Raw genomic sequence first — 25,139 nt, 5'->3', positions numbered from 1 at the left:
AAATCTGAGCCATGATCAAACTCTTCAATTAAAAAGTTTTATGTCTTTCGACAGCTCAATGAATTCTGAATTTATTTAATATCTTTCGATATTGAATTGACTGTGCTGAATAATTACTAAAAGTAACTATTCTGTTGGTCACTCAGTTTCTCTTTCGAGAAATCACATTGAGACTCTAAATTTGTTTGCGTCACTTAGTAAACTAAGCTTCACTGTTAGAACTCAACCTGTACGAGTGCCCACACAGATGATTGCTTTATATTGTTAAAGAACGTTGCGACGTTGTCGCTAGGGATGCGTATAATACATCCTTTATTTTTCGAGTCAACACTTAATTTTAAACTTTCTTTCGATGATTTAAACTTAAGTTTTACTTAACTCTCTGAGTAGCTCATGCCTCGCTATGCGTTGCGTTCTGCCGTTTCAGTGGGGTCGCATTATAGGGAGATCCGAAAACAGATCAACCTTTTTTTTAGATCTTTTTACCGTTTGCTCAAGTTTCAAACAAACGAGGCTAAAATAGTAAAGATACGCCTTACTATCGGTTGTTTTTTACACTCTTATTAACTATTTGCTATAAATTTCATTGCTATGTTCAATTAAGACGTTAAGATAGCAAGTTCACAATGTTAAATTAATGTTTATTTCCTGTTTATTGGTAGATCAAAATGAAATTACCCGATCAAAAATCTTTTATCTTCGCAGTTATTCTTGCTGTTGTTGGTTTTGTTATCGTTAAGTTTGCGCTTGCAAGCCTAGCATTAGACCCTGCACTTCTATTCGGTGCCGGTTTATTAATTGGTGGACTTGTTATTGCTGCAATGTCATCAGTAAGTACAGAAGAAGCCGAAGTAAAAACAAAAACACTTTATGTTGGCAATCTTCCTTATCGTGCAAATGAAGGTGTAGTTCGTACTTTATTTGAGGAGCAAGGCAAAGTATTTAACGTTCGTTTGTTAAAAGATAAGAATACTGGCAAGCGTCGCGGTTTTGGCTTTGTTGAAATGGCACAAGCAGATGCTGATAATGCAATTGCTAAACTAAACGATAGTGAGTTTCAACAACGTACTTTGAAAGTACGTGAAGCAAAACAAAAACAAGAAGATGATTCTAACTCTTATCGTTCAGAGTCGGATCAAACAGTGTAACTTGCTTGACCGCTAATTTATCACTACATACATCAGCCGTTGCATAATAGTGCAGCGGCTTTTTTATGCCTGCTTGATTATTACTTAATTTGAGTAAATAACTAACTCGCTTAGCAATGGCCGCACCAGAGTCTAATAACTGTACTTGCGTATTAAAGTAATCACTAATTGGTTTAGCTAAAATAGGAAAGTGAGTACAGCCTAATACCAGTACATCGATATCTTTATTAATATTTAATCGGTCTAACTCAGTGTGCAACTTATCGAGATCTAAGTGCTGGGTAAAAAAGAGAGTCTCTGCCAAAGTAACCAGTTCAACACTACTATATAAACTTGTGGTTATCGATGAGGCATGTTCTTTTATAAGTGCATCAGTATACGGGCTTGATACCGTTGCGGGAGTTGCCAATAAACCTATATGTTTTGATTGCGTTAATTGCGCTGCGGGTTTAATTGCAGGTACTACCCCAACAATAGGAATGTCTGTTATTTGACGTACCGCACTTAACGCTGATGTTGAGGCGGTATTGCAGGCTATAACAATTAAGTCGACATTTAGTGACTCATCTTTAATAAATTGAATCAATCCACATAGTCGATTAATGATGGTTTGTTGCGACTGTGCGCCATATGGCAATAATGCATTATCCATAAAATAGCTGTATTGAGCATGAGGAATGCTTTGCTGAATATGCTCAAGCACGGTGGTTCCACCTATACCTGAATCAAATACCATGATGTGCGCTGACAAACTACCATTCCTACTCTTTACTAAGAACGGCAGTTTGCCATGTGGCTTTTGTAAAAGAAAGTAGTTTTACTCAGTGCCTAGCTTTGCAGTAGCGGCGCTTAATTTATCTAAGTTTTCAAACATGGTGTTAGTGTAATCAACCAGTTTATCTATTTCTTGTTGATCTTGATTTAGCCATTGAATGATACCTGATAGCTGGCTTTCTAATCCTAGGGTGTGCGCTTTAGAGTAAGCCGATTTTAGATCATCATTAAAAGGGGCAACACTTTCGGCAATGGCTTTTTCTGATGTTGGCTTAATTTGTTCATACTCTTTAATGGCAGCAACGGTTTTGCTTTGACGTAAGTCCATTGAGAATGCCACCAGCTGTTCATTCCCTAAACTGAGTTCTTGGGCTTGTTCAAATGCTTTGTCTAAATCGCCACTGAAAAAGGTTTTACTGACATCTTGTAACTCTGCCATTAAATCATTTATGGCTTGCTGCTCGTCTTCATTAAGCTCACCATTTACTGACATCGAGAAAGAGAGCTCACGGGATTCAGAAAATTGCGTACTAAATGATTGTGAATCATCTGTTTGTTGATAGCGACTAGATGATTGCGATTGATAAGCATCTGCAAAGCTAATACTCACCTCATCACCTTCTGCTGTGGTGAATGTGTAATCAGCACTATTGCTTAAACTTACATATTGCGCCTGACTTACAGTTACGCTTGCAGGTTGTGGGTTAAATAAGTTCTGCTCAAATTTATCGAGGCCCTTAAAGATACCCTCTTTAGATTTATCAATACCCTCTTCAAGTTCTTGATTAAATACGCCCATGCCTTTTAGTTCATCCACAGCCTCATCAACACCCGTTTGCACTCCTTTACGTGCCTGATTTAGCATATCTTGCAGTTTGTCGTTATCGGCACCATTGGCTTTGGCTTTTTTTACCGAGCTTGTAACAAAGTCTAAAACATTTTTTACGACTTCATTAAAATCAAACAGTGGTTTGTCTTTTTTCGTTTCAGCAACCGGCAAACCTAATTCTTTTGCCATTTTGTCACCTAATATGGCAGCAGCCAGTTCTTTTCCTCGTTGCTGATAACTAGTTGGTGGCGAGTCTATTTTAGGCTGTGGCATTGCTTGTTTAGTATTGTATTTATTGGCATTGCTGTTTGGAACAAAACTAAAGTTACCTATTTTCATGAGAGGACTCCTATTTAGACTTACTCTTATATCGACCAAGAAAGCCTATACTGTAGTAAAATGCTCAAAAAAAGCTCACTATATTTGATCAAAACTAGACAAATACGCTTCGCCCCCTACAATAGCGCCGATAAACAGATCTCAACGATAAGGTTATACCGTTAATGGCAGTTATAAATATAGATACCACGCAGTACGATACACAATTAAATGAAAAAGAGCAGCGTATTACAGAGCAGTTTCAACGTTTCGGTGTAAAACAGTTAGAAGTATTTAGCTCTGAGCCCATTAACTACCGCCAACGTGCAGAATTTAGAGTATGGCACGATGGTGACGATCTGTTTCATATTATGTTTGATCAACAAACAAAAGATAAAATACGTGTTGATACCTTTGACCCTGCAGCTCCTTTAGTAGGTGAAGTTATGCAGGTGATGATTGAAAATTTAAAAGGCTGCGAAGTACTGCGTCGTAAATTATTTCAAATAGATTATTTATCAACCCTCAGTGGTGAAATTTTAGTGAGCTTGCTATATCACAAGCCACTTGATGAACACTGGTTAACTGAGATCAATGCCTTAAAAGAAAAACTAAGTAGCCAGTACAAAATTGACTTTATTGGCCGTGCACGTAAGCAAAAAGAAAAATTGGGCGATGACTTTATTACTGAGCGCTTAATGGTGAATGGCCAAGAGCTAATCTATCAGCAGGTAGAAAATAGCTTTACTCAGCCTAATGCGAAGGTAAATATTAAGATGTTGGAGTGGGCACAAGAGTTATGTAAACCACTAAACAATGATTTACTAGAGCTGTATTGTGGTAACGGAAACTTTTCAATTGCACTTGCGGGCTCATTTAATAAAGTGCTGGCAACAGAAATATCAAAATCGTCTGTGCATTCAGCGCAATATAATATTGCTCAAAACAAAGTAACTAACTTAGATATTATTCGCATGTCGAGCGAAGAGTTTACTCAGGCAATGAAAGGCGAGCGTACTTTCTCTCGCCTAGATGGCATTGACCTTAGTAGTTACAACTGCCAAACCATCTTAGTCGACCCGCCTCGAGCAGGCATGGACACGCTTACGTGTGACTTAGTGGCTAACTATGAGAATATTATTTATATATCATGTAACCCAGACACATTAGAGCGCGACCTTGATCACTTAACGCAAACCCATGAGGTTAAGCGCTTTGCAATATTTGATCAGTTCCCTTATACACACCACATTGAATCTGGTGTGTTTTTACAACGTAAATAAAAAAAGCATTAAACAGCGCACGTTGTAAAAATAAAAAAGCTCCTTTCGGAGCTTTTTTATTTCACTAAACTACTTATTTATTTGCTAAGTAGTTAATAAGTGCGCTTACATCTTCTGGCGATGAAATACCTGACTCGCCACCTAAGTTAAGCTTATATTTACCATTAACAATAAATGTTGGAACGCCACGCAGTGCCCCTTTTCCTTTAAAGTAATCTTGGTCACGTTTCATTTTAGAGCTAAGTGTACGTACCGAGAAGCTTTCAAATAATTTATCAAACTTGTCGCCATCTACGCCTTGCGCTAAGAATACGTCTTTTACATCTGCCAACTCATTAAATCGTGCACGCTTTGCATGGATATGATCAAACATCGCTGAAATAATTTTATCTTTTTGAGGTAGTACTTCAGCTGTAGCTAATGCTTGGCTGATCATGGTTTGATGTTCTGGGTCACGTACACCCACAAAATCTACATGGCTTTTCTTAAACTTTACGTTTTTATCTAGCTTAGGTTTGATTTCGGCCAGCAGTGGTTCCATGTTATTACATGCAGGACAGTAAAAAGAGAAAAACTCTTTTACTTCTGGTTTTCTGGTTGCACGATCAGAGACGACATCGTAATGCACGCCCTCTTCGTAAGTGGCAGCAAAACTGGTTGCAGCTAAAGGGAGTAATACAGCAAGTAACCCTGCTTTAACTAATTTGATCATTATTATGGTGCTCCAAAAATTATAGTTTTAGTAAAAAGCTAATTAACTCATCAAGTTCTTGTTGGCTCTTGATTGTATTAATATTGATTTTATATTTGTCATTTACGATAAATGTAGGTACGCCAGTTAATGCGCCAAGCTCAGAATATTTATTCTGCTTATCTTGCATGGCACGTTCAGCTGCTATGATAGGCAAACTAGCAATATCATTATCAAATGTGCTGTTATCAATTGCGTTAAGCTCTAATAACTTCTTAACGTCTTTAATTTCTGTTAATGGTGCACGCTGAATATGGATGCTTTTAAAAATTTGCGCTGTTACTGCTTCGGCTTGACCATGCTTTTTTGCGATTAAGTAAGCAAAGCTTAAATTACTTTGCGCTTGTGGTGAAACGCCCCCTAAAAAGTTAACATGATTTTTTACAAACTCAGCCCCTTCAGGTAAGTTTTCTGCAATCCCTTTTGCTACCGGCTCAAACTTAAAACAGTGCGGGCAATAGAAAGAGAAGAATTCGGTTACGTTTGGCGTTTTACTTTTTTCAACATCAATTACAGTGTATTGATTACCCGCTTCAAAGTTAGCAGCTAATGCTGCAAAAGGTAAACATAGGATCAGTAAACTTAGTTTTAATTTTTTAAGCATGAATATCTCGTTATACTTCTTTTAAAATAAAAATATTATGGCAATAATTTTAACGGGGCTTCTTGCAAAGCTGCAAACTGCTCTTTAAGTGCTAAAATTTGTTGCTCCCAGTATTTGTCATCTGCAAACCATGAAAAGTTCCGTACAAAAGCAGGATCACTCCAACGTTTTGCAACCCAACCCATGTAATGAATCATACGCATGGCGCGAAGCGGTTCGATCAGCTTCAGTTGTGAGTGATCAAAATCACAAAACTCTTCATACGCATTCACTAAAGTGTCTAACTGTAACAGCTGTGTTTGTCGATCGCCACTGAGCATCATCCATAAATCTTGAATTGCAGGTCCTTGGCGGCTATCGTCTAAATCAACAAACATCAGCGCATCCCCAGCCCATAAAATATTACCAGCATGGCAGTCTCCGTGTAAGCGAATACTATCTACATTTTTATATTGCAGCTGCGCTTGGGCAATGACTAAATCTAAAATAGTGTAAAAGGAAGTCTCTAATCCCATAGGGACTAACTTACTTTTTTGTAAATGAACTTTAGCTGTATCTAAATATTCATCACAAGTAATGGTCGGTCTTTGGGTAAAGGGTTTCGTTTTGGCTACTTGATGCATACGACCGATTAAACGCCCGAGCACATCGAGTTGATCTAAATTGTCCACCTCAAATAAACGCCCGCCTACACTTGGGAACAAAGTAAATAAATACCCTTGATGTTCAAACAAGCTTTGCCCATTGTGTTTTATTGGCGCCACCACCGGTACTCCAGCGGCGGCTAGCTCAAAAGCAAAGTCATGCTCTTCTTGAATTTGCGCTTTGCTCCAGCGCTCAGGGCGATAAAACTTAACGACGTAACGCTTTGCACCCTCGGCCACAAATTGATACACCCGATTCTCGTAGCTATTTAGCGCTAACAACCCTGACTCAGCATAAATATCCACGCTTTCTATGGCATCCAAAATAAGATCTGGGGTTAAGTCAATAAAGCTAAATTTACTCATATACTTCTTATATAAAAAGAAAAGCGGGAATATCCCGCTTTTTTGTTAATAACAGTGCTCGTTTGCCTTTAATAAAGCGACTTATCGTGCCTTAAAAAAGTTGCTTGGCTGCGATATTTTATTATCGGGCTCGTTTATTGGCGACAACACAAAGTTAAACTCGGTCATTGGCGCTTTTAAATCATAAGGATCCATTACCAGTGATAGCGGTACATTATGCGATTCACCAGCGTTTACTGTAAAGGTAGTATCACCTAAGTATTTATAATTATCTAACCCGGTTACATCAATAGAGAATGTTTGCTCGTATTGTGCTTTGTTAATTACTTTTAAGGTGTAGGTGTTTTCAACTAAACCATTAAAATCGACACGATACAACTGATTGCGGTCGCGAATAATATCAAAGTCCATGGTTTTACGCATGGCGATATTAGCAACCAGCGCACCGGTAAGTAAGATTAAAATAACACTGTAACCAATCAGCTTTGGGCGCAGCGGATGGGTTTTATTCTCCGGTGTTTCTAAATTACGCTCGGTGGTGTAAGAGATAAGGCCCCGAGGGTAATTCATTTTATCCATTACGCCGTCACAGGCATCAATACAAGCACCACAATTTATACACTCATATTGCAGACCATTACGAATATCGATCCCGGTTGGGCAAACCTGCACACACAAGTTACAGTCAATACAGTCACCTAAACCCAACTCTTTTGGGTCTTGTTTACGCGAACGTGGCCCGCGGTTTTCACCACGCGCTTCATCGTAGCTTACAGTAAAGGTGTCTTTATCAAACATTGCTGACTGAAAACGTGAGTATGGGCATATATGTAAACACATAATTTCGCGCATCCAACCCGCATTACCATAAGTACAAATAGTAAATACAATAATACTAACTAAGGCATAACCGCCCACATTAAAGGTAACAAATTCAGGCAGTAGTTCGCGAATAGGCGTGAAGTAACCAACAAACGTTAACGCAGTATATAAAGAAAATAGTACCCAACTAGTGTGTTTAGCTGTTTTACGCCAGAACTTGTCAAAATCCATCGGCCGTTGATCTAACTTTTTACGTTGGTTAGCGCTGCCCTCAAACTTTTCTTCAAACCAAATAAAAATGAAGGTCCATACTGTTTGCGGACATGTATAGCCACACCACACTCGACCATAAAAAGTGGTAACCAGAAATAAGGCAAACGCTGCTAGCATAAATATAAATGCAAGAATGGTGAAATCTTGTGGCCACAGGGTTAAGCCAAAAATATTAAATTTTTGCTCCATTAGCTCAAATAAAACAGCTTGTTGACCGTTAAAGTTGATCCAGGGCAATAACATAAACGCCAGCATGCCTAAAAAGCCAATACGTTGTCTTAGTAATTGATGGAGCCCTGAAACAGCACGCACATAAATACGGTTGCGTGGGTTAAATCTATCTTCTTGTCGGCTCAGATCGGGTTTTTGGATCTTAACCTCTGTTGGTATGTTTTTTACTTTAATTTGCTTATCCATTGAAGTTCCTCAACGCCGCTAGGAAATAAAAATTCAGCAATCTTTTTGTACTTTTCGCCTAAGTGTAGCAACTTACATGCTAAACATAATACGCTTTAGGTCGCACTTGTATACTTTCAGATATTTCAGAAATATCTAATTACTCCCCTTATTATACGCATATTGGCTAAAATTACTGACTAGATTGCTAATAATTTATTCAACTTGTGACTTGCTTTTAAGGTGTATTTTATTACACTTGCCGGCTACTAACGTGTTGTTTGGATCAAGGTTTGTGTATTTATGAAGAAATTTTTTATACTAGTGGTTGTGATCCTAGCATTTTTTACCATTGATCACCCCTTGGTAAAAGAGCCTCGTGAGCGCTTACTCGGTGATGGTATAGGCTTGTTAAGCAGCACAACTAAAGTTGATCGTTTTCCTGTCGCAACCATGACAAGAAACAAAATCAATAAACAGTTAGCACTTTCAAGATCCGAAGAAGACTATATTAATAAAACGTTTACCAATGATGAGTCAGTAAAGTTGTTTGAACTACGCTATTGTCGTCAAGGCGATCTAAACCTTTACTTTTATTCAGAACGTTTAACAACGGTATGTCGCATTATCAAAGAGTCATTAGCGCAATCGAGAGTGAAATAATGGATTTTTCTGGATTAAATAAAAAAGCAAGTAACTCATTTCACAAACATCGCACTATGCTTAAGCAGTTGGCACAAGGTAAAACAATCAAATGTGAGCATTGCCAGGGTGTATTAACGTTAAATTTAGCCACCAGCAAACCTGGTAAGGGAGTAATACAGTGCAAACAAGGTTGCACTGATATTGAATTAGAGATTGGCGCTTAAGGCTGTAACTACTTATTCATCCCACCCTTCATCGGTATACAAACCACTATTAAGCGCGACAATTTCTATAAGTTCAGCAAAACCTAACGCAAAGTCGCCCATTAATTCATACTGCTGCGCACACAAATGTAATTCATCGATATTATTTTGCTGTGCAATCTGTGCAATCGTTGGTTTATCTAATGCAAAAAAGCTAAGAGTCGCCTGTGCACTTTCAAGCGCTTGCTTGTATTGAATATCTAGTTGCTCACTCTGAAGTAACTTATGAGTATACGTTTGGCTTGCAGTTAAAAAACCTGCAGACCACTGCTGACAAAACTCAAGGTCAAACTCAGCGGGTAACTTATAACCAAGTTCAAATACTTGTTCACTTACTTGGTGATGTAATGCCATAAACAAAAACAACATGTCTTCATCAAGGTCATTCGCGGTATTAGGGAGAATTTGCTCTAACCATTGATGTACTTCTAATGGCTCAGGTGAACAAATAGTGCCAAATAAATAACCTTGGCTTTGAATAAGGCTCATAGCGCCAGGCTGGGTAGTTAAAAACTCGCTGAGCAGCTTGGCGTGCTGCTCAGTAAACTGAGGTATTTGCATTAAAACTCTTTTTTGTAAAATATTAAAATTTAAGTGGATACCGACCTTGGTTATCTGGTCTACCTAAAAACTTCACCGCGTCATGGACTTCTTTCGGTAAAGTGAGATCAGGTTTAACATATCCCGCTACTTTAAAATCAAAATTGGCTTTTAGTGTAGCATCAGCCTCTAACCCTAATCTATTATTTGGCTCGATAAGTATGGCTACATCGCCCGACTTACAACTTAGTTTACCGCTTAAATCGCCTATATTAAACCAGCCAGCTAGTCCTTGCACATCAATATCAGGGCTGGCTATTTCACCTTGTAATGATTGGCAATAAGGAGCGCCTGAAACATACTCATCGAGCTCTAAAATAACGCGTCCTTTAGCAGTAACCGGTAACGGTAAATCAATGCGCTGCATAGTGCGCTCAACCGTTGAACGCACTACAGTATCAGTTATTCTAAGTTCATCATTTGTAAGAGAATAACTAATATCTGCATACCCAGAAATGTCATCACGTTCGCGAGGATTACCAAAACGTAAGTTAGTATTCACTTGAGCTTTAAAGATTGACCAGCCTGATATATCCCAACGTACATTATTCAACTGTTCACCTTGAAAGCGAAGCTGCATTATTTGACCTTGCCATAGCGTACCAAAAGTTTGCCCTACCTCTAACTGCGCAGGTAAGTAAGGTTTAGCAAAATTTAAAGCCACTGCAGCGGGCAATTTTATAACGCTAAAAACAAGAAAGCTAATTACAAAAACGATGGATAAAATTATTATTTTTTTCATTAACTACTTCTCTAATACTAAACGGCTAACGCGTACATAACCGGATTTATCATCTTGGCTTAAATCTAAATTTTCTACGCTTAAACCATGCTGATTAACCAGCTCGTCAATCCATTGGATTAATTGATTAAACTCCACTGAGTCGAGTGTTAAACGAAGTGAATTATCATTTGGCTGCATTTTACTAATATTAATGCTGTAACGACCGCGCGTATTATTCACTATTTGGCTGAGGTTTTGATTGCTCACCGCTTGCGCTTTTCCTGCTGCTTTAAGTTTAACGATACTGTCGTCTACCCATGCTAGCAATTCTTGTTGTTTTATTTGTGATTGTTGCGCATTTTCTATTGCCGTATTTAAGGGTCTAAATATACCCATTACCAAAACAAAAATAATAAATACACCACCCGCAACCATTATTAACTGCTGCTCTTGTTCTTTTAATGAACCCCAATATTTCATGAACTGTTGTTTCATTGTGCACCTCGCAGTCTAATTTCGCCGACGATATAATCACCATCATTATTTAACGACCCCTGCTCAACAGTCACACCTTGCTGCTCAAGAATGGCTTTAACCTTACCAAAGGTTTGAAAGTCTTTTGCACGAGCACGAATACGTAATTCATTACGGCGCTTATCAAAACGTAAGGTTTGCGGTGTAAATTCGCTCACTTGTGAAAATACACTCACCAGCTTGCTGGTTAAATCTAAAAAGCCAGCATCGCTCGTACCTTGTACTTTATCCAGTGCTCCCTGTATTTGATTTTTAATTAAGTGAGGGCGCACCCGCGTGCCTGGAAAGGCTTTTTGAAATCGCTCTACTACTTGTGATTTAGCTACCTCAAGCTGCGAATCAAGCTGATGTAATTCAACCGCTTTAATAGCCACACTCGATAGCAAAGCAATAACACTAATTATGGTGGCACTTTTCCAGTAACCCCACCATAAAGCCGTTTTCTTTTTAATCGTGTAAGGCCCTTGACGCAAATTAAATTTAAGCTGATCTAACTGCTTAGCAAATAATGCTAACGGCAGCTCATAGTCACTGGTTTGCGGATGCAAGGTAAGCGTTTCGGGAAATTGCTCTGCAGGGCTGTAATGTTTTATATCAGGGTTACCTAAAGCCGTTAGATACTCCTTTAACCAGCTGCTTTCAACCGCACCGATATGCCAGTCACCTTTTTTAAATAGCCATTGCTTGTTGAGCTCAATTGCCGCTACACAAGGCTCTTCTGCACTGGGCAATAACAAGCCATCTGGCACTATTTTATGAGCACTGAGCTGGTGTTGCTCAAACACCTCTAACCAGTGCTCAAACCAATCACGGTTCATTAGCGCAACCCTAATTGCATGCTGCGCTTCAACCATTGTCGGTTCCCCTAGCGCTATATAGATATCGTCTATATCACAGGCAATATCCTCTTCGAGCATATAAGGCAGTGCTTGCTCTAGCTTACGGTTCCATTTAGTTGGCAGTATCACCGTTTTTAATTGCACTTGGTCGCATGGTAAAAGTACCACGAGCTCTCGGGTTGATGCTTTTTCAGTTAACTCACTTAACTGGCTGGCATTTTGTAACTCGCCACTGGCTATTATTTCTTGTTCTTGTGGTGAGTATATTAACCAGTTAAGTAAGTCTTGTTCGGTTTGACCCGTGCGGATCAACAGTATCTCTGTCACTGTACGCCTCCAAATTTTCGCGCCAGTATCGTTACCTCGCCATTGCTGGCATACAGTAATGTGGTCATCGAAAAACGCAAATCAACAAATTTTGCCTGCGTTTGTAATTTAAAATATTCACTTTTCACACTAAAAAGTTTTTCTACTGCTTTGATGTTTTTACCACCTTGTTGTAATACAGATTCAAAAAACTCTTCAATATTATCAAAACCATTTTCAGGACGCGCTGCAATTACCGCTTGAGCGCCTGAAACACTAAGTTCATCTATTAAGCCACTGAGTAATAATGCTTGCTCTTCAGTGATTGTATTAACATTGATTGAAAGTAATGTGCTACCTGGGATCACACAGACAAAAGGCAGCACTTTTTCCATAACCAAAGGATTAAACCCTTTAATTAAACGCAGTTCAGACACCGATGCAAATAAGCTATTAGCCGTCATATATGGAAACTGACGCGATAAATACTCGCCTTCTTCAGCTCCTGAGCGATAGGTTATACTGTTCTCATCAAGCCAATCAAACACACTGTCGGCCATCCCTTCTTCTGATTCATCACTGGGTAAATCATCTATATTTTCTAAAATAGCAAACAACGCTTTATGTGCAGGGTTCGTTTTATTACCGCTATTTGGGTCTGGCTCAACCCCAAGCGCGTTTAAATTTAAACACGCTTGTAAATCAGTCAACTGGCCGCTTAACGTGCCGTTCTCAACAGGGTACTTTACATCACCTTGCTTTGCCCACAGCTGCGCTAAGGTGGTTTTTTCTGGATCGTCTTTTTTACTTTGAATTAAGCCTTTAATAGCTAATTCTTCAGCACCATAGGCATACCATTTCGCTTGTTGCTGACTTTGTAAGTTAGTACTTCTTTGTACTTGCACCATTAAATTAGCACTCATTTCAACGGCTAAAATAGCTGCAAGCGCGACAATAAATAATACAATAACCAAAGCCGCGCCGCGCGAAGATTGTTGGTTCATCAAGGCGTACCTCGGCCATTAGGTTGCGACGGGTTAGTCCCCTCTGTTACTGGTTTAGGTAGCTCTTTACCGAGTCCTGGCACTAAAAACACACGCCTAATTGGTTCTGCGTTCATTTGCTTTAACGTTACAGCTACCGCTTTAGGTAACGCCTTAATTTGCCAGTTTTCTTGCCACTCTGCGTTACCATCTAAAAACTCAAATTTAAGCTCTTCTACGTCAGCTAAAACAACTTGGCTACGAGGCTCCATATTATCGAGTTGATCAACATAAATGCGATATACGCGTTCTAACTTGTCATCAATGACGCGATAACCAACAGCTTGTAACTCTGAGCGAGGAAGTAAGTTAATGGGATTCATCCAACCATCACGTACAAAGGCAATACCATCAAGCTGGCTTTCTATAATGTAGCGTCCAGCAAGTAAGTATCCCTCTTGAAAATCTCCAGCTTCATTACGTACTTGGCGTTTAGTCATTTGGCTAAAGTCTTGATCCATCAATCTAAATGCAGTTTGTAAGCTATTTAGTTCAGCAATTTTTTCATCTGATGCTTGTTTAGCTCGCGTTGTGGTATCAAGTATTTGGTGGGTGGCCATAATCACAAACGCCAACACACCCAGTGCCACCATCACTTCTAATAATGTAAAACCGCGCTGCTTCACTTAAGGCTTACCTTTATTTAAGTAAGTGCTTAACTCATAAATTGAATTTTCATACTTATCATCCGTAAACACATTAATAGTGACTTTTACAAAGCTCTTGTCGGCAGTGGGCACAACATCTTGGCGCCAAAACCATTCAATACCCGCCATCATCTCACTGCCGCGGGTACCATTTTTACCTTGCCATTTTTCGCCTTTCGTTCGTTGTTCTACCAATACATTCTCAGCGACCCATGAGCCATACGTTTGTTCTTCAATACTTGATAAGTGATGAATATGCTCACCGGTTGCTTGCATTGCCGCAATACCAGCCATGGCACAAATACTCAGTGCAACTAAGACTTCTAATAATGTAAACCCGTGGTATTTTTTCATTATTGGGGCTCTCGACGAAAATCGACTGGGGCTGCAAATTTACCTTCAATAAAGTACACCGGCTCTGGCTGATCTTTTAATTCAAGCATGAGCTGAAACGCACTTACATCGGCAGAGGATAAAATAAGTACTTGCGGTACTTTTAACTTTTTAAGCTCTAATAAACTATCTTCATTGTTACCACTCATTAGCTCACGCCAATTTGACTGCTCTAGTAAGTTATCTTGTGCCCAAGGTAGGTCTTCAAGATTAAGTGTTAATTTAAATTGGGGTTCGATCTCAATTGGCTTAAATAAAGCTTCACGATCAAAGCTAATCCATTTTTCGCCATCAAAAACTAAAAATTCAAGCGTATTTTGCTCAACTAAAAGGCCTAATTCTATTTGATTAAGCACCGCAAATTCCGATGCGGCATTAATGGTGGTATGCAGCCTATTTGCTTGCTTGTCTAACGCTTCTTCAGCGCCGCCATCTAAGCTGTATACCACCATTTTGGTGGCAAAGGCGATGATCACCAATACCACTAAAATTTCTATTAAACTAAAACCATAATGCTTTGCACTCAGGTGCTTAGGGCTTACCTGCATGGCAAGCCCCAATGTATTATGTTTAAGTGCATGGTAAAGTTATTGGTCATTACTGCTTATCTTCATCCCAATTACCAATGTCATCTTCGGTGGCTGGTTCGCCATCTGGACCCATCGAAAAGATATCAAATTTACCTATTTCTCCAGGACTGATTAATTGGTAATTATTACCCCATGGATCTTCTGGTAACTTGCTAATAAAGCCACCATCAGGAAAACGCTTAGGAATGGGCTCAATACTGGTTTTAGTAACTAATGCCTCTAAACCTTGCTCTGTACTTGGGTAGCTTTTATTTTTAAGCTTGTACAAACTCATAGCATCTTCTAACTGCTGAATATCTAAATGCGCTTTATCAATAGCCGCTTCTTCTTGCTGGCCCATAATATTAGGTGCCACAATCGACATGATCATACCGATGATAACCAGTACCACCATGACTTCTAATAAAGAAAAACCTGATTGTTTATTCACGTTATTACCTCGTTATTCTAAAAACACTAAGCAAAAATGATTTGTTTAAATCATTAATATAAAAAATACTTAAAGACCTACGGCCTTGTTCATTGCCATAATTGGCTGCAAAATTGCCATTACTATGAACAGCACAATCACTGCCATAGACGCAATCATTGCCGGTTCCAATAATTTTAATGACACATTAACCATACTTTCAAACTCGCGATCTTGATTGTTAGCAGCACGCTCTAACATTTGCTCAAGTTCACCGGACTTTTCACCACTGGCTATCATATGTAGCATCATTGGTGGAAACAACTTAGTTTGCTGTAGTGAAGCACGAAGACTCGCCCCTTCACTAACTCTTTCTGCGGCATCAGCCACTGCTTGCTTTATTTTTTCGTTAACCAACACCCCGCCTGAAATACGCATTCCTTCAAGTAGCGGCACTGAGCTTGACGATAAAATACTTAATGTACGGGCAAAGCGCGCCGTGTTAATCCCTCTGGCAACCTTACCTATGCCTGGCATATGTAATACTTTTGCATCCCACCAAAACCGTACTTTAGGCTTTTTAAGTGCATATTTAATTCCAATAGCAATCGCTGTGATCGCTAATAAACTAACAAACCAATAGTTTTGTACAAAATGACTACCCGCCATGACCCATTCGGTTGTCCAAGGTAATACTTGTTTGGTTTTTTCAAACGTTTTTAGTATTTTAGGCACCACAGTACCTAATAATACTGAAACAATACCAATAGCGAACACGACCAAAATAATGGGATACACCATCGCTTGCGTAATTTGGCTACGCATGTGTTGGCGTTGCTCGGTGTAATCAGCCAATCTGTTAAGTACTTGATCTAAGTGACCTGACTTTTCACCTGCGGCCACCATTGCACGGTATAAATCGTCAAATACGTGCGGAAATTCACTCATCCCATCAGCAAGCGTATACCCTTCCACCACTTTAGAGCGCACAGACATTAACATACGTTTTAGCCGTGGTTTTTCACACTGCTCAGCAACCGCCATCACGGCACCCTCAACGGGTAAGGCTGACTGAATTAGGGTTGCAAGTTGACGTGTAATCAAAGCAAGATCTGACGTTGATATTGTCGGCTTAAATAAAGAGCCTAATAATGGCGCTTTTTGACCTCGAACTTGTTTATCATCTTGCGCAGCTGGCAGCACCTCGAGGGGGGTTAGCTTTTGATCGCGTAAAAGTTGGCGAACTTGCTTTGCTGTATCCGCTTCTAAAATTCCTTTTTTTTCTTTTCCCCGGCCATCTAATGCACGGTATTCAAACGCCGCCATTGTTAGCCTTCCTCACGGGTTACGCGTAATACTTCTTCAAGCGTTGTTTTACCCGCAAGTACGCGGCTGCAGCCATCTTGACGAATACTTGGGCTGCGTTTACGAATATATTTCTCTACGCTTTGCTCACCTTTACCGCTGTGGATCATTTCACGAATGGTTTCGTCGACAACTAATAATTCGTGAATACCTGTACGACCACGATAACCGTTAAAGTTACACTCTTCACACCCTACCGCGCGGTAAATCGTCGGAGCATTATCAAGCGGTACGCCGAGTAATTCACATTCACGCTCATCTGCAATATGCCCTTCTTTACAGCTATTGCATAAGGTACGTACTAAGCGCTGTGACAATACGCCGAGTAATGATGACGACAATAAGAATGGCTCAACACCCATATCTTCCATACGGGTAATTGCACCTGAGGCGGTATTGGTATGCAATGTAGACATAACTAAGTGACCAGTCAGCGATGCTTGTACACCAATTTGAGCGGTTTCTAAGTCACGTATTTCACCAACCATAACCACATCAGGATCTTGACGTAAAATAGCGCGTAGGCCACGGGCAAAAGTCATATCAACCTTGGTATTAACCTGTGTTTGGCCAATACCTGGGATTTCATACTCAATGGGATCTTCAACCGTTAAAATATTGCGATCCCGCGAGTTAATTTGGCTCATACCTGCATATAAAGTAGTACTTTTACCAGAGCCTGTAGGGCCTGTAACTAAGATTATACCGTGAGGCTTGCTAATTAAGTCGGCAAACAGCTCTCGGTTTCGAGCTGTCATACCTAAATCTTCAAGGTTTAAACGTGCATTGTTTTTATCAAGCAAACGCAGTACCACGCGCTCACCAAAGCTCGATGGCATAGTCGATACACGCACATCTACTGCGCGTCCTGCAATACGCAAACTAATGCGACCATCCTGCGGTATACGTTTTTCTGCGATATCGAGTTTGGCCATTACTTTAATACGCGATACCAGCAAAGAGGCTAATTTACGATTAGGTTTTAAAACTTCTTTGAGTACGCCATCCACCCGAAAACGAATAACCAGCTCTTGCTCAAATGTTTCAATGTGAATATCAGAGGCACCTTCTTTAATTGCCTCACTGAGCATGGCATTAATCAGCTTTATAATTGGCGCATCGTCGTCACCGGCAAGTAAGTCTTCAGTTTGAGGAAGCTCATCAGCTAGTGAGAATAAATCAACCTCATTACCAATGTCTTCCATCATTTGCTGAGTTTCTGAGCTGTCACGTTGATACGATGCTTCTAGTAATAGCTCAAACTTATCATCTTCTAGTTGCTCAAGTGCAAAGCCATGTCCTGCAATACGACGCACTTCTAATAATACATCAACATCAAGCTCACCACGGTAGTAAACAACTCGGTTATCCTTATGTTTACTAAGTAACGCACCTACTCGTCTGGCATAAGAAAACGGCAAACGTTTTGCAGGCAGTTCAATTAAGTCATCTTGAGCAAGCTGTTCATCATTACTATGAGTAATTGGATGAACAACATCTTGATTAATATCTTCTATCGCATTAGTCATCATTACGCTCTTGTGCATTTTGTTTGCGTAAATGCTCTTCATACGTTGGTGGTAACAACAATTCGTCATTCCACTCAGGTAAAATAGGTGTGTCTGACATTGGCATTAAATTAATACCATCTTCACGTTTTTTAAATTGTTCACCGCGAATAAAGTTATATTTATTAAAGCTAAGTTTATTCATACTAACGCCATCGCGAATAATGGTCGGTCTGATAAATACAATAAGATTACGCTTACGCTTTGTTGTATTAGTTGACTTAAATAAGTGCCCTAAAATAGGGATGTCGCCTAGTAATGGCACTTTTGACACGCTTTCTTGTACATCTTCATCTATCAAGCCGCCTAGTACCACCATGCCGCCATCATCGGCCATCACGGTTGTTTTAATTGCGCGCTTATTGACTGAAATATCAACTGCTGTTGCACCACTAACACTGGAAACTTCTTGTTCTATAGTCAACTGTACCGCTGAACCATCATTAATTTGCGGTGTCACTTTAAGCTTTATACCCACTTCTTGGCGCTCAACCGTCTGGAATGGGTTCGTATTATTACTACCTGTTTGCGAGCCAGTAATAATTGGCACTTCTTGGCCAACTAAAATAGACGCTTCTTCGTTATCCATAGTGGTAATAGAGGGAGTCGCTAGAATATTCGAATTAGTGTCAGTTGAAACCGCTTGAACGATTGCGCCCCAATCGTTTTTAATCACTCCCATGGCTAAACCATTAATACCACCAAGTAATGATGCAAGCGGGCCGTAGTCGCCTTCAGTTGTTTCATCATATTCGGTAACAGTACCTGACTCAGTACCAATAATGCTTTTAGTTATTGTTTTATCACGAGCTTGCTCAGCAGCTACAGCTAAGGCACCGACAGGCACAGTGGTACCATTATTAAATTGCAGCATGCCGCCTTCTTCTGAAATCCATTGCAGGCCAAAGTTAACGCCATCACCTTCCATTACTTCAATAATAATGGCTTCTACTAATACTTGTGCGCGGCGAATATCTAAACGCTCAATAACCGATTCAAGTGAACGCATCGTATCTGGCTGGGCGGTAATGACTAATGAATTTGAATCTGGGTGTGCTTCAATACTCGTGTCGTTTCTATTACTACTACGCGCATTGTTGGTTGCTCCGCCTTTTGAATCCTCTGCCAGCGATTTACTCACACCTTGAAGTACTTTGACTAAATCTTCTGCCTTTGCGTAGTTTAGGTAAAATACTTTGGTATTACCTTGGCTTTCAAGTTCGCCGTCGAGACGTTTAATAAGCTCAATGGCGCGGGTACGAGCTTGACCTTCACCACTAACAATCACACTATTAGTTCGACCATCAGCCACTACTTTAGGAATTAAAAACTCAGGTACGCTACCCTTACCACTGTCTTTGTATATATTCTCTACTACAGAGACAACATCATCAGCCGTTGCGAACTTAAGCTTAACGATATCGACTCGCTTATCACCCGCTTGGTCAACAGAGCGAATAATTTCTACTAAGCGGTTCACCGAGGCTGCATGACCAGTTAGCATCATTACGTTGGCCGCATTAAAGTTAGCAACGTGACCACCGTCTTTTTGGTCGCTAAATTGGCGAACTAAAGGACCTAATTCTTGTACGCTGACATTTTTAACTCGTACAACCCGTGTAATCATCATATCGCCAAGCGCTTGGCTATCAGCAGTAATTAATGGCACATTTGACTTTTTGGCATCTGAGCTTTTTTCTATTTTTATTATGTTGTTATCCATTTCGACGGCTGAATAACCGTAAACTTCTAAAACATTTAAAAAGAACTGATAATAAAGTGCCTCATCCATTAATTCATAACTGCGTACATTTACTTTGCCACGCACGTTAGGATCAATAATGATGGTTTTATTAAGGTTTTTGCCAACAATATTAATAAACTCATTAATATCTGTGCCCTTAAAGTTAGCAGCGTATTCAACAGCAGCAACCGACATAGAAATACTTGCCGCTAAAAAAAGTGCTGCATACTTAGCTAACCCTTTTTTAATTTTTTTGAGGTGTAGCACCTGAACCATTATGTTAAAACTCCAAAGCTAAGTTATTGCAGACTAAATAGTACATCTATTTGCTCACCATCACGCTCTATTGTGATAGTTGCATCTGTACTGTTTCGCAGCTCATTCATTGCTGCCATTGCCTGTTTTAAATCTGTTAATTGATAACCGTTAATTGCCACGGCTAAATCGTTATTTTGTAATCCCATTTGTTTAAATAGTTCGGGCTCTTTACCAGGACTCAAACGATAACCTATAAGCTCCCCATCATTCATCGCTTGAGAAACACGTATATAATCAAATAGCTTGCCAGGTTCTTCTAAAAGCTCTTCGCGAGTTTCTATTAATGCTTCTTTCACCTCAAGGTTGGCAGTGGCATCAATTTGTTCATCGCTTTGTGCTGAAGGCGCTAAAGGCCCCATTTCAGACTCATCTCGCGCAGCGAGTACCGGCATAGACACTGTTTTGGTAAAGTCGAGCCCATCAAGCATTAAGGTTTCAAAGCGACCACTTACATCTAGAATCACACGATCTGGGAGTATTTGCGATACTTTTGCACGTGTACCTTGCACCACATCCTCTACTAAATAACTCGTCTGGCGACCTTGCGATTCAATAATAGCCATTCCCGCCTTATCATCATTACTAACAGCAACAATACCGGTTAAGTTAATACTAAGACGCGTTTCAGGGGCATTATTAATGACTTTAGTTTGCGAAGCAGTATTGGTGTTTTTTGTTACATTTACTTTACCAAATACAAATTGCTCAATGATCGAATCTATAGACTGGTTATTGCCACCCACAGCTTGGTTAGAATAGCTGATAGGGGCAAGAGGAGACATTACTGGCTGCGGCCATAATAGCCACATCAGTTTTGATAATAAAAATGCAATATAAACAACAACTAAAACCATAACCATTGCGCTTAATTTCGCATGCGGTAAACGGTTTAATAACTGCTTAAATTGTTGAACGTGCTGTTCCATAGGTAGTGTTCTTATTTTAATTTATAACGAAATCACTCAGCCATAGTACCTTTTCATTTTTCATTCAACAAGCACGCTAATATTAAACTTTGTAAACAGATTAATTTATTTATCGTATCAGCTATCAAGCAATAGCTACATGCGGTAACGGTTTCGTGATAATTTACCTAGGCAGTTAATTTACTAGGGATGTTTTATGACAAAGAAAACTAAACTCAATGACAGCTCAGAAAACGCTGACGCACTTAAAGTGAGGTTGGACAAATGGTTATGGGCGGCTCGATTTTATAAAACGCGTGCAATAGCTCGAGAAATGGTACAAGGCGGCAAAGTACATTATAATGGGCAACGCAGTAAGGCTAGTAAAATTGTAGAAATTGGCGCAGTTATAAAGCTAGCCCAGGGCGTTGATGAAAAAACTGTCACAGTATTAAATATACTTGAAAAGCGCCAAAGCGCCCCCATTGCACAGACCTTGTATCAAGAATCTGATGCAAGTATTGCTAAGCGTGAAGAAAATACTATCGCACGCAAAAATAACAGCTTCTTTGCACCTCATCCGGTTAAAAAGCCTGATAAAAAGCAAAGACGCGAACTTTTAAAAATGAAATCAAGTTAGGTATAGCCGCTCATGCAACAAGATTTACTTCATCGCTATTTATTCGACAATCTCGATGTTCGTGGCGAACTCGTACAAATAGACAACGCTTACAATGAAATGATTGCTAAACACAATTACCCAGAGCCCGTTAAAGCATTACTAGGTGAGCTGCTTGTTGCAACCTGTTTATTAACAGCAACATTAAAGTTTGAAGGCGAAATTGCCGTTCAACTACAAGGTGATGGGCCGGTAAAATATGCCGTTATTAACGGTGACGACCAACAAAATATGCGCGGCATAGCACGACTTCAAAGTGAAGTGACAGGGTCAACAGTTAGAGAGCTTATAGGCCAAGGTTACATGGTTATCACTATTACTCCAACGCAAGGGGAGCGTTACCAAGGTATAGTGCCTTTAGAGCATGATACCTTAAGTGAATGTATAGAAAGCTACTTTGAGCAATCTGAGCAATTAAAAACGCGCCTTTGGTTTGCAACCGACACCACAGAGGGAAGCGCCAAAGCATGTGGGCTATTTTTACAAGTACTACCTGTTGATAAACAAAAGTCGATTGAAGATTTTGCTCACTTAGAAGCACTCAGCAATACCATTAAAGATGAAGAGCTATTAGAGCTCGATGCCAATACTATTTTAACGCGTCTTTATCATGAAGATAATCCACGTGTATTTGATCCTCAACCAATTCAATTTAAATGTGGCTGTAACCGCGAAAAAACGATGACGGCTTTAGTTAATGTTGGTCAACAAGCGCTTTTGGACGATGTTGAAAAAAATGGTGAGATTAAAATTAGCTGCCATTACTGTTTAAAAGATTATGTGTTTAACGAGCAAGATATAAAAAGTATATTTAACTAATCTACTTTTATAAAACACAGCACAAAATAGCCATAATTTTTTATGGCTTTTTTGTGCCTAAAAAATGACACCGGTATCACAAGCTGAGTATTTTTCATGACACCGGTATCATTGAAATTATTCATGTTTTTTCTTAATTTATATGTTTTTACGGCGTTTATAAGCTCGAATATCCTTAATCCATCTGTTACTATATTTGCAGCTTAAAGGTTACTAAGACCCAGAGCTATCCCGTTCAATCTCACACAATTTAGGTATAAACATGACTTCAAGCGCTACCCGTTTTGTCGATCTAACTGCAGCTGAACTTGTCGAGCACGCTATCAGCCGTGGCGAAGGGACTTTAGCCGCAAATGGTGCTTTTGTAGCTAACACTGGTCGTCGTACCGGTCGTTCTCCAAAAGATCGTTTTATTGTTCAAGAATCAAGTACTGAAAATGAAATCCAATGGGGTAATGTAAATCGCCCATTCGATGCAGATAAGTTTGACGCGTTATGGGCACGTGTAGAAGCACATGTGCAAAGCAATGACCACTTTATCTCTCACCTTGAAGTTGGCGCTGATCCAGAGCACTATCTTCCAGTGGTTGTAACAACAGAAACTGCTTGGCACCATATCTTCGCTAAAAACATGTTCATCCAACCACAATCATACAACAAAGCAGACTTCCCTCAGTGGCAAGTAATGAATGTACCTTCGTTTGTATGTGATCCAGAACGCGATGGTACCAATAGCGATGGCACAGTTATTATTAACTTTGCACAACGTAAGGTGTTACTTGCTGGCATGCGCTACGCGGGTGAAATGAAAAAATCGATGTTCTCTGTGCAAAACTTCCTACTACCAGCGAAAGGTGTATTACCAATGCACTGTTCTGCTAATGTAGGCGAAGCAGGCGATACTGCGTTATTCTTTGGTTTATCTGGTACAGGTAAAACAACATTATCAGCAGATCCAACTCGCTTCTTAATCGGTGATGACGAGCACGGCTGGGCACCAGGTAGTGTATTTAATATCGAAGGTGGTTGTTACGCTAAATGTATCGACCTTTCTCAGAAAAACGAACCTGTTATCTGGGACGCTATTCGATTCGGTACAATTTTAGAGAATGTGGTACTTGATGAAAACCGTGTTCCTGATTTCAACGATACCAGCCTAACTCAAAATAGCCGTGCAGCTTACCCACTAGAGCACGTTGAAAAACGTAAAGTTGAAAACCGCGCAGGTGAGCCTAAGGCTGTTGTTTTCCTAACATGTGATGTGAGTGGTGTACTACCGCCTGTATCTGTACTAACCGAAGAAGCTGCAGCATTTCACTTCCTAAGTGGCTACACAGCAAAAGTAGGCTCTACAGAAATTGGTTCTACTAGCGATATTGAATCAACATTCTCAACCTGTTTTGGTGCTCCTTTCTTCCCACGTCCTGCAGGTGTATACGCAGAGCTTCTAATGAAGCGTGTACGTGAATTCGGCGCTAAAGTTTACCTAGTTAACACCGGATGGACAGGTGGCCCTTACGGTATTGGTAAGCGTTTTGATATTCCAACAACACGAGCTGTTGTGGATGCAATCGTATCTGGAAAATTAGCCGATGTAGAAACCCAACACATTGACGTGCTAAACCTAGACGTACCAGTTGCAGTACCGGGCGTAGATAGCAAACTTCTCAACCCAATCAATACCTGGGAAGACAAAGCTAAATACGCAGAGTATGCGGCTAAGCTAGCATCTGATTTCACAGAAAATTTTGCTAAATACGACGTATCTGACGAAATTAAAAACGCAGGCCCTAAAGTTTAATAATCACCTTTAGCCTGATAATTAAAACGCCAACCTTGAGTTGGCGTTTTTGATCCTATCTATTTTACTTCAGCAACGTAGTTACTTTAATAATTGCTGATAAGCCACCTATTAGCTAAAACGTTTTCCCTATGTTTTTGCGAATTTCTTAATAAAGGCTCACCGAGAGCCTGTTAAGCTTTAAAGTAGCAGTTACTAGTTTGTATATCCAAATTAAACGCTATTAAACTATGTCACATTAGTACAGTTACGGGTTGTCATCAGCAATGAAACAATACTGTAGGGTAAATCTGTCCAACACCTCACTCTTTACCCTGTTAGAGCACACCAAACAACACTAGCTATTACTGGTAAACTCCTACGAACACAAGAAGGCTCAAGTCATTCGAGTCTTGCTTGCTTTTGGAGTGAATGTGCTACTTCTTGTGACAGCATAGCAGAATATCGTTGCAAAACAGCGGGGAGAGTCATTATGAAGGCATGGAGATGATAATTTAAGGACTAGTTTAAAGTGCAAGGTGAATAACTGAGATCAGTAAAGAGTAGCAGGGCTGATAATAATACTTCAAAACTTATAGCGCATGGCTTAAACACTGACTTGTATTTGGAGTGGGTATACTACTTCGTAGCGACAGCGCAGTAGCATGTCGTGGGGTCGGTTCTGGTCAATTCTCTTCCTTTAACCTAATACCTTTCAACTTTATGTTTCACTTTCCTGCATACGTAAAAAAGCCCGACT

General features: G+C 39.8%; 26 protein-coding genes. 7 read left to right on the top strand and 19 right to left on the bottom strand.

Annotation, left to right across the window (positions count from 1 at the left end; genetic code table 11):
• The first annotated feature begins 668 nt into the window (after positions 1 to 668).
• On the top strand, positions 669 to 1,148 hold the full coding sequence (locus CWC30_RS00315) for an RNA recognition motif domain-containing protein (protein ID WP_013464268.1): 480 nt from the start codon (positions 669 to 671) through the stop codon (positions 1,146 to 1,148).
• Here the strand turns inward: CWC30_RS00315 and murI are convergent.
• Both murI and CWC30_RS00305 read right to left on the bottom strand, forming a co-directional pair.
• On the bottom strand, positions 1,111 to 1,899 hold the full coding sequence (murI, locus tag CWC30_RS00310) for a glutamate racemase (protein ID WP_069439163.1): 789 nt from the start codon (positions 1,897 to 1,899) through the stop codon (positions 1,111 to 1,113). The genes CWC30_RS00315 and murI overlap by 38 nt on opposite strands.
• Before the next feature lie 66 nt (positions 1,900 to 1,965).
• Complete coding sequence (locus CWC30_RS00305) at positions 1,966 to 3,090, bottom strand: DUF5610 domain-containing protein (protein WP_138626106.1); 1,125 nt, start codon at positions 3,088 to 3,090, stop codon at positions 1,966 to 1,968.
• Positions 3,091 to 3,254: 164 nt separating this feature from the next.
• Here CWC30_RS00305 and trmA point away from each other — a divergent pair, with 164 nt between their 5' ends.
• A complete protein-coding gene (trmA, locus tag CWC30_RS00300; RefSeq protein WP_138626105.1) occupies positions 3,255 to 4,352 on the top strand; it encodes a tRNA (uridine(54)-C5)-methyltransferase TrmA in 1,098 nt (365 codons plus the stop codon).
• A 73-nt stretch (positions 4,353 to 4,425) separates the two neighbouring features.
• On the opposite strand, the gene CWC30_RS00295 is transcribed toward trmA, so the two are convergent.
• The 4 genes from CWC30_RS00295 to ccoG form a co-directional block, all read right to left on the bottom strand.
• Positions 4,426 to 5,064: a thiol:disulfide interchange protein DsbA/DsbL gene (locus tag CWC30_RS00295; protein WP_008113400.1), complete on the bottom strand. Its 639-nt coding sequence runs from the start codon at positions 5,062 to 5,064 to the stop codon at positions 4,426 to 4,428.
• 19 nt (positions 5,065 to 5,083) lie between these two features.
• The gene (locus CWC30_RS00290; protein ID WP_036980428.1) at positions 5,084 to 5,707 is read right to left on the bottom strand and encodes a thiol:disulfide interchange protein DsbA/DsbL; all 624 of its coding nucleotides are present in this window, start codon (positions 5,705 to 5,707) and stop codon (positions 5,084 to 5,086) included.
• A gap of 35 nt (positions 5,708 to 5,742) precedes the next feature.
• Positions 5,743 to 6,717, bottom strand: a complete 975-nt coding sequence (locus tag CWC30_RS00285; RefSeq protein WP_138626104.1) for a serine/threonine protein kinase — start codon at positions 6,715 to 6,717, stop codon at positions 5,743 to 5,745.
• Between the two features lie 81 nt (positions 6,718 to 6,798).
• Positions 6,799 to 8,229: a cytochrome c oxidase accessory protein CcoG gene (gene ccoG, locus CWC30_RS00280; RefSeq protein WP_036980430.1), complete on the bottom strand. Its 1,431-nt coding sequence runs from the start codon at positions 8,227 to 8,229 to the stop codon at positions 6,799 to 6,801.
• A 282-nt stretch (positions 8,230 to 8,511) separates the two neighbouring features.
• On the opposite strand from ccoG, the gene CWC30_RS00275 reads away from it, so the two are divergent.
• Together CWC30_RS00275 and CWC30_RS00270 are read left to right on the top strand one after the other, a co-directional pair.
• Positions 8,512 to 8,871, top strand: coding sequence for a hypothetical protein (locus CWC30_RS00275; protein WP_069439166.1), 360 nt, complete (start codon positions 8,512 to 8,514; stop codon positions 8,869 to 8,871).
• Positions 8,871 to 9,077 (top strand): hypothetical protein, encoded by a 207-nt coding sequence (locus CWC30_RS00270; protein WP_138626103.1) that lies wholly within the window; start codon positions 8,871 to 8,873, stop codon positions 9,075 to 9,077. Before CWC30_RS00275 ends, CWC30_RS00270 begins: the two co-directional genes overlap by 1 nt.
• A gap of 12 nt (positions 9,078 to 9,089) precedes the next feature.
• On the opposite strand, the gene CWC30_RS00265 is transcribed toward CWC30_RS00270, so the two are convergent.
• From CWC30_RS00265 to gspC, 13 genes are all read right to left on the bottom strand, one after another.
• Positions 9,090 to 9,677, bottom strand: coding sequence for a UPF0149 family protein (locus CWC30_RS00265; RefSeq protein WP_024601509.1), 588 nt, complete (start codon positions 9,675 to 9,677; stop codon positions 9,090 to 9,092).
• A 22-nt stretch (positions 9,678 to 9,699) separates the two neighbouring features.
• Entirely contained in the window at positions 9,700 to 10,458 is a 759-nt protein-coding gene (locus tag CWC30_RS00260; protein WP_138626102.1) for a type II secretion system protein N, read from the bottom strand.
• 3 nt (positions 10,459 to 10,461) lie between these two features.
• Positions 10,462 to 10,935 (bottom strand): type II secretion system protein M, encoded by a 474-nt coding sequence (locus tag CWC30_RS00255; RefSeq protein ID WP_013464257.1) that lies wholly within the window; start codon positions 10,933 to 10,935, stop codon positions 10,462 to 10,464.
• Entirely contained in the window at positions 10,932 to 12,140 is a 1,209-nt protein-coding gene (gspL, locus tag CWC30_RS00250) for a type II secretion system protein GspL (protein ID WP_138626101.1), read from the bottom strand. The genes CWC30_RS00255 and gspL overlap by 4 nt, the downstream gene beginning before the upstream one ends.
• Positions 12,137 to 13,123: a type II secretion system minor pseudopilin GspK gene (gene gspK / locus CWC30_RS00245; RefSeq protein WP_069439169.1), complete on the bottom strand. Its 987-nt coding sequence runs from the start codon at positions 13,121 to 13,123 to the stop codon at positions 12,137 to 12,139. The genes gspL and gspK overlap by 4 nt, the downstream gene beginning before the upstream one ends.
• Positions 13,123 to 13,788, bottom strand: coding sequence for a type II secretion system minor pseudopilin GspJ (gene gspJ / locus CWC30_RS00240; protein ID WP_036980439.1), 666 nt, complete (start codon positions 13,786 to 13,788; stop codon positions 13,123 to 13,125). Before gspJ ends, gspK begins: the two co-directional genes overlap by 1 nt.
• On the bottom strand, positions 13,789 to 14,163 hold the full coding sequence (gene gspI / locus CWC30_RS00235; RefSeq protein ID WP_016900327.1) for a type II secretion system minor pseudopilin GspI: 375 nt from the start codon (positions 14,161 to 14,163) through the stop codon (positions 13,789 to 13,791).
• On the bottom strand, positions 14,163 to 14,750 hold the full coding sequence (locus CWC30_RS00230; protein WP_013464252.1) for a prepilin-type N-terminal cleavage/methylation domain-containing protein: 588 nt from the start codon (positions 14,748 to 14,750) through the stop codon (positions 14,163 to 14,165). The genes gspI and CWC30_RS00230 overlap by 1 nt, the downstream gene beginning before the upstream one ends.
• A gap of 49 nt (positions 14,751 to 14,799) precedes the next feature.
• Positions 14,800 to 15,222: a type II secretion system major pseudopilin GspG gene (gene gspG / locus CWC30_RS00225; RefSeq protein ID WP_016900325.1), complete on the bottom strand. Its 423-nt coding sequence runs from the start codon at positions 15,220 to 15,222 to the stop codon at positions 14,800 to 14,802.
• A gap of 69 nt (positions 15,223 to 15,291) precedes the next feature.
• The gene (gene gspF / locus CWC30_RS00220; protein WP_036980442.1) at positions 15,292 to 16,527 is read right to left on the bottom strand and encodes a type II secretion system inner membrane protein GspF; all 1,236 of its coding nucleotides are present in this window, start codon (positions 16,525 to 16,527) and stop codon (positions 15,292 to 15,294) included.
• Positions 16,528 to 16,529: 2 nt separating this feature from the next.
• On the bottom strand, positions 16,530 to 18,095 hold the full coding sequence (gspE, locus tag CWC30_RS00215; RefSeq protein WP_138626107.1) for a type II secretion system ATPase GspE: 1,566 nt from the start codon (positions 18,093 to 18,095) through the stop codon (positions 16,530 to 16,532).
• Complete coding sequence (gene gspD / locus CWC30_RS00210) at positions 18,088 to 20,154, bottom strand: type II secretion system secretin GspD (RefSeq protein WP_138626100.1); 2,067 nt, start codon at positions 20,152 to 20,154, stop codon at positions 18,088 to 18,090. Before gspD ends, gspE begins: the two co-directional genes overlap by 8 nt.
• A gap of 23 nt (positions 20,155 to 20,177) precedes the next feature.
• Positions 20,178 to 21,122, bottom strand: a complete 945-nt coding sequence (gene gspC, locus CWC30_RS00205) for a type II secretion system protein GspC (RefSeq protein WP_036980448.1) — start codon at positions 21,120 to 21,122, stop codon at positions 20,178 to 20,180.
• A 196-nt stretch (positions 21,123 to 21,318) separates the two neighbouring features.
• Between gspC and hslR the strand changes: the two genes are divergently transcribed.
• The 3 genes from hslR to CWC30_RS00190 all read left to right on the top strand — a co-directional run bounded on the left by hslR (position 21,319) and on the right by CWC30_RS00190 (position 24,400).
• A complete protein-coding gene (gene hslR, locus CWC30_RS00200; protein ID WP_036980450.1) occupies positions 21,319 to 21,741 on the top strand; it encodes a ribosome-associated heat shock protein Hsp15 in 423 nt (140 codons plus the stop codon).
• 12 nt (positions 21,742 to 21,753) lie between these two features.
• On the top strand, positions 21,754 to 22,599 hold the full coding sequence (hslO, locus tag CWC30_RS00195) for an Hsp33 family molecular chaperone HslO (protein ID WP_013464245.1): 846 nt from the start codon (positions 21,754 to 21,756) through the stop codon (positions 22,597 to 22,599).
• Between the two features lie 262 nt (positions 22,600 to 22,861).
• Positions 22,862 to 24,400, top strand: a complete 1,539-nt coding sequence (locus tag CWC30_RS00190) for a phosphoenolpyruvate carboxykinase (RefSeq protein ID WP_036980452.1) — start codon at positions 22,862 to 22,864, stop codon at positions 24,398 to 24,400.
• Positions 24,401 to 25,139 lie beyond the last annotated feature (739 nt).

The organism is Pseudoalteromonas sp. S4741, assembly GCF_005886135.1.
GTDB classification, from domain to species: domain Bacteria; phylum Pseudomonadota; class Gammaproteobacteria; order Enterobacterales; family Alteromonadaceae; genus Pseudoalteromonas; species Pseudoalteromonas tetraodonis.
The sequence above is the reverse complement of the archived record's forward strand: the minus strand, read 5'-3'. Positions and strand labels throughout refer to the sequence as shown.

Coding starts and splice junctions, on each gene's coding strand:
- CWC30_RS00315 (WP_013464268.1), top strand. CDS start 669: ATGAAATTACCCGATCAAAAATCTTTTATCTTCGCAGTTATTCTTGCT.
- CWC30_RS00305 (WP_138626106.1), bottom strand. CDS start 3,090: ATGAAAATAGGTAACTTTAGTTTTGTTCCAAACAGCAATGCCAATAAA.
- trmA (WP_138626105.1), top strand. CDS start 3,255: ATGGCAGTTATAAATATAGATACCACGCAGTACGATACACAATTAAAT.
- CWC30_RS00295 (WP_008113400.1), bottom strand. CDS start 5,064: ATGATCAAATTAGTTAAAGCAGGGTTACTTGCTGTATTACTCCCTTTA.
- CWC30_RS00290 (WP_036980428.1), bottom strand. CDS start 5,707: ATGCTTAAAAAATTAAAACTAAGTTTACTGATCCTATGTTTACCTTTT.
- CWC30_RS00285 (WP_138626104.1), bottom strand. CDS start 6,717: ATGAGTAAATTTAGCTTTATTGACTTAACCCCAGATCTTATTTTGGAT.
- ccoG (WP_036980430.1), bottom strand. CDS start 8,229: ATGGATAAGCAAATTAAAGTAAAAAACATACCAACAGAGGTTAAGATC.
- CWC30_RS00275 (WP_069439166.1), top strand. CDS start 8,512: ATGAAGAAATTTTTTATACTAGTGGTTGTGATCCTAGCATTTTTTACC.
- CWC30_RS00270 (WP_138626103.1), top strand. CDS start 8,871: ATGGATTTTTCTGGATTAAATAAAAAAGCAAGTAACTCATTTCACAAA.
- CWC30_RS00265 (WP_024601509.1), bottom strand. CDS start 9,677: ATGCAAATACCTCAGTTTACTGAGCAGCACGCCAAGCTGCTCAGCGAG.
- CWC30_RS00260 (WP_138626102.1), bottom strand. CDS start 10,458: ATGAAAAAAATAATAATTTTATCCATCGTTTTTGTAATTAGCTTTCTT.
- CWC30_RS00255 (WP_013464257.1), bottom strand. CDS start 10,935: ATGAAACAACAGTTCATGAAATATTGGGGTTCATTAAAAGAACAAGAG.
- gspK (WP_069439169.1), bottom strand. CDS start 13,123: ATGAACCAACAATCTTCGCGCGGCGCGGCTTTGGTTATTGTATTATTT.
- gspI (WP_016900327.1), bottom strand. CDS start 14,163: ATGAAAAAATACCACGGGTTTACATTATTAGAAGTCTTAGTTGCACTG.
- CWC30_RS00230 (WP_013464252.1), bottom strand. CDS start 14,750: ATGCAGGTAAGCCCTAAGCACCTGAGTGCAAAGCATTATGGTTTTAGT.
- gspF (WP_036980442.1), bottom strand. CDS start 16,527: ATGGCGGCGTTTGAATACCGTGCATTAGATGGCCGGGGAAAAGAAAAA.
- gspE (WP_138626107.1), bottom strand. CDS start 18,095: ATGACTAATGCGATAGAAGATATTAATCAAGATGTTGTTCATCCAATT.
- gspD (WP_138626100.1), bottom strand. CDS start 20,154: ATGGTTCAGGTGCTACACCTCAAAAAAATTAAAAAAGGGTTAGCTAAG.
- gspC (WP_036980448.1), bottom strand. CDS start 21,122: ATGGAACAGCACGTTCAACAATTTAAGCAGTTATTAAACCGTTTACCG.
- hslR (WP_036980450.1), top strand. CDS start 21,319: ATGACAAAGAAAACTAAACTCAATGACAGCTCAGAAAACGCTGACGCA.
- hslO (WP_013464245.1), top strand. CDS start 21,754: ATGCAACAAGATTTACTTCATCGCTATTTATTCGACAATCTCGATGTT.
- CWC30_RS00190 (WP_036980452.1), top strand. CDS start 22,862: ATGACTTCAAGCGCTACCCGTTTTGTCGATCTAACTGCAGCTGAACTT.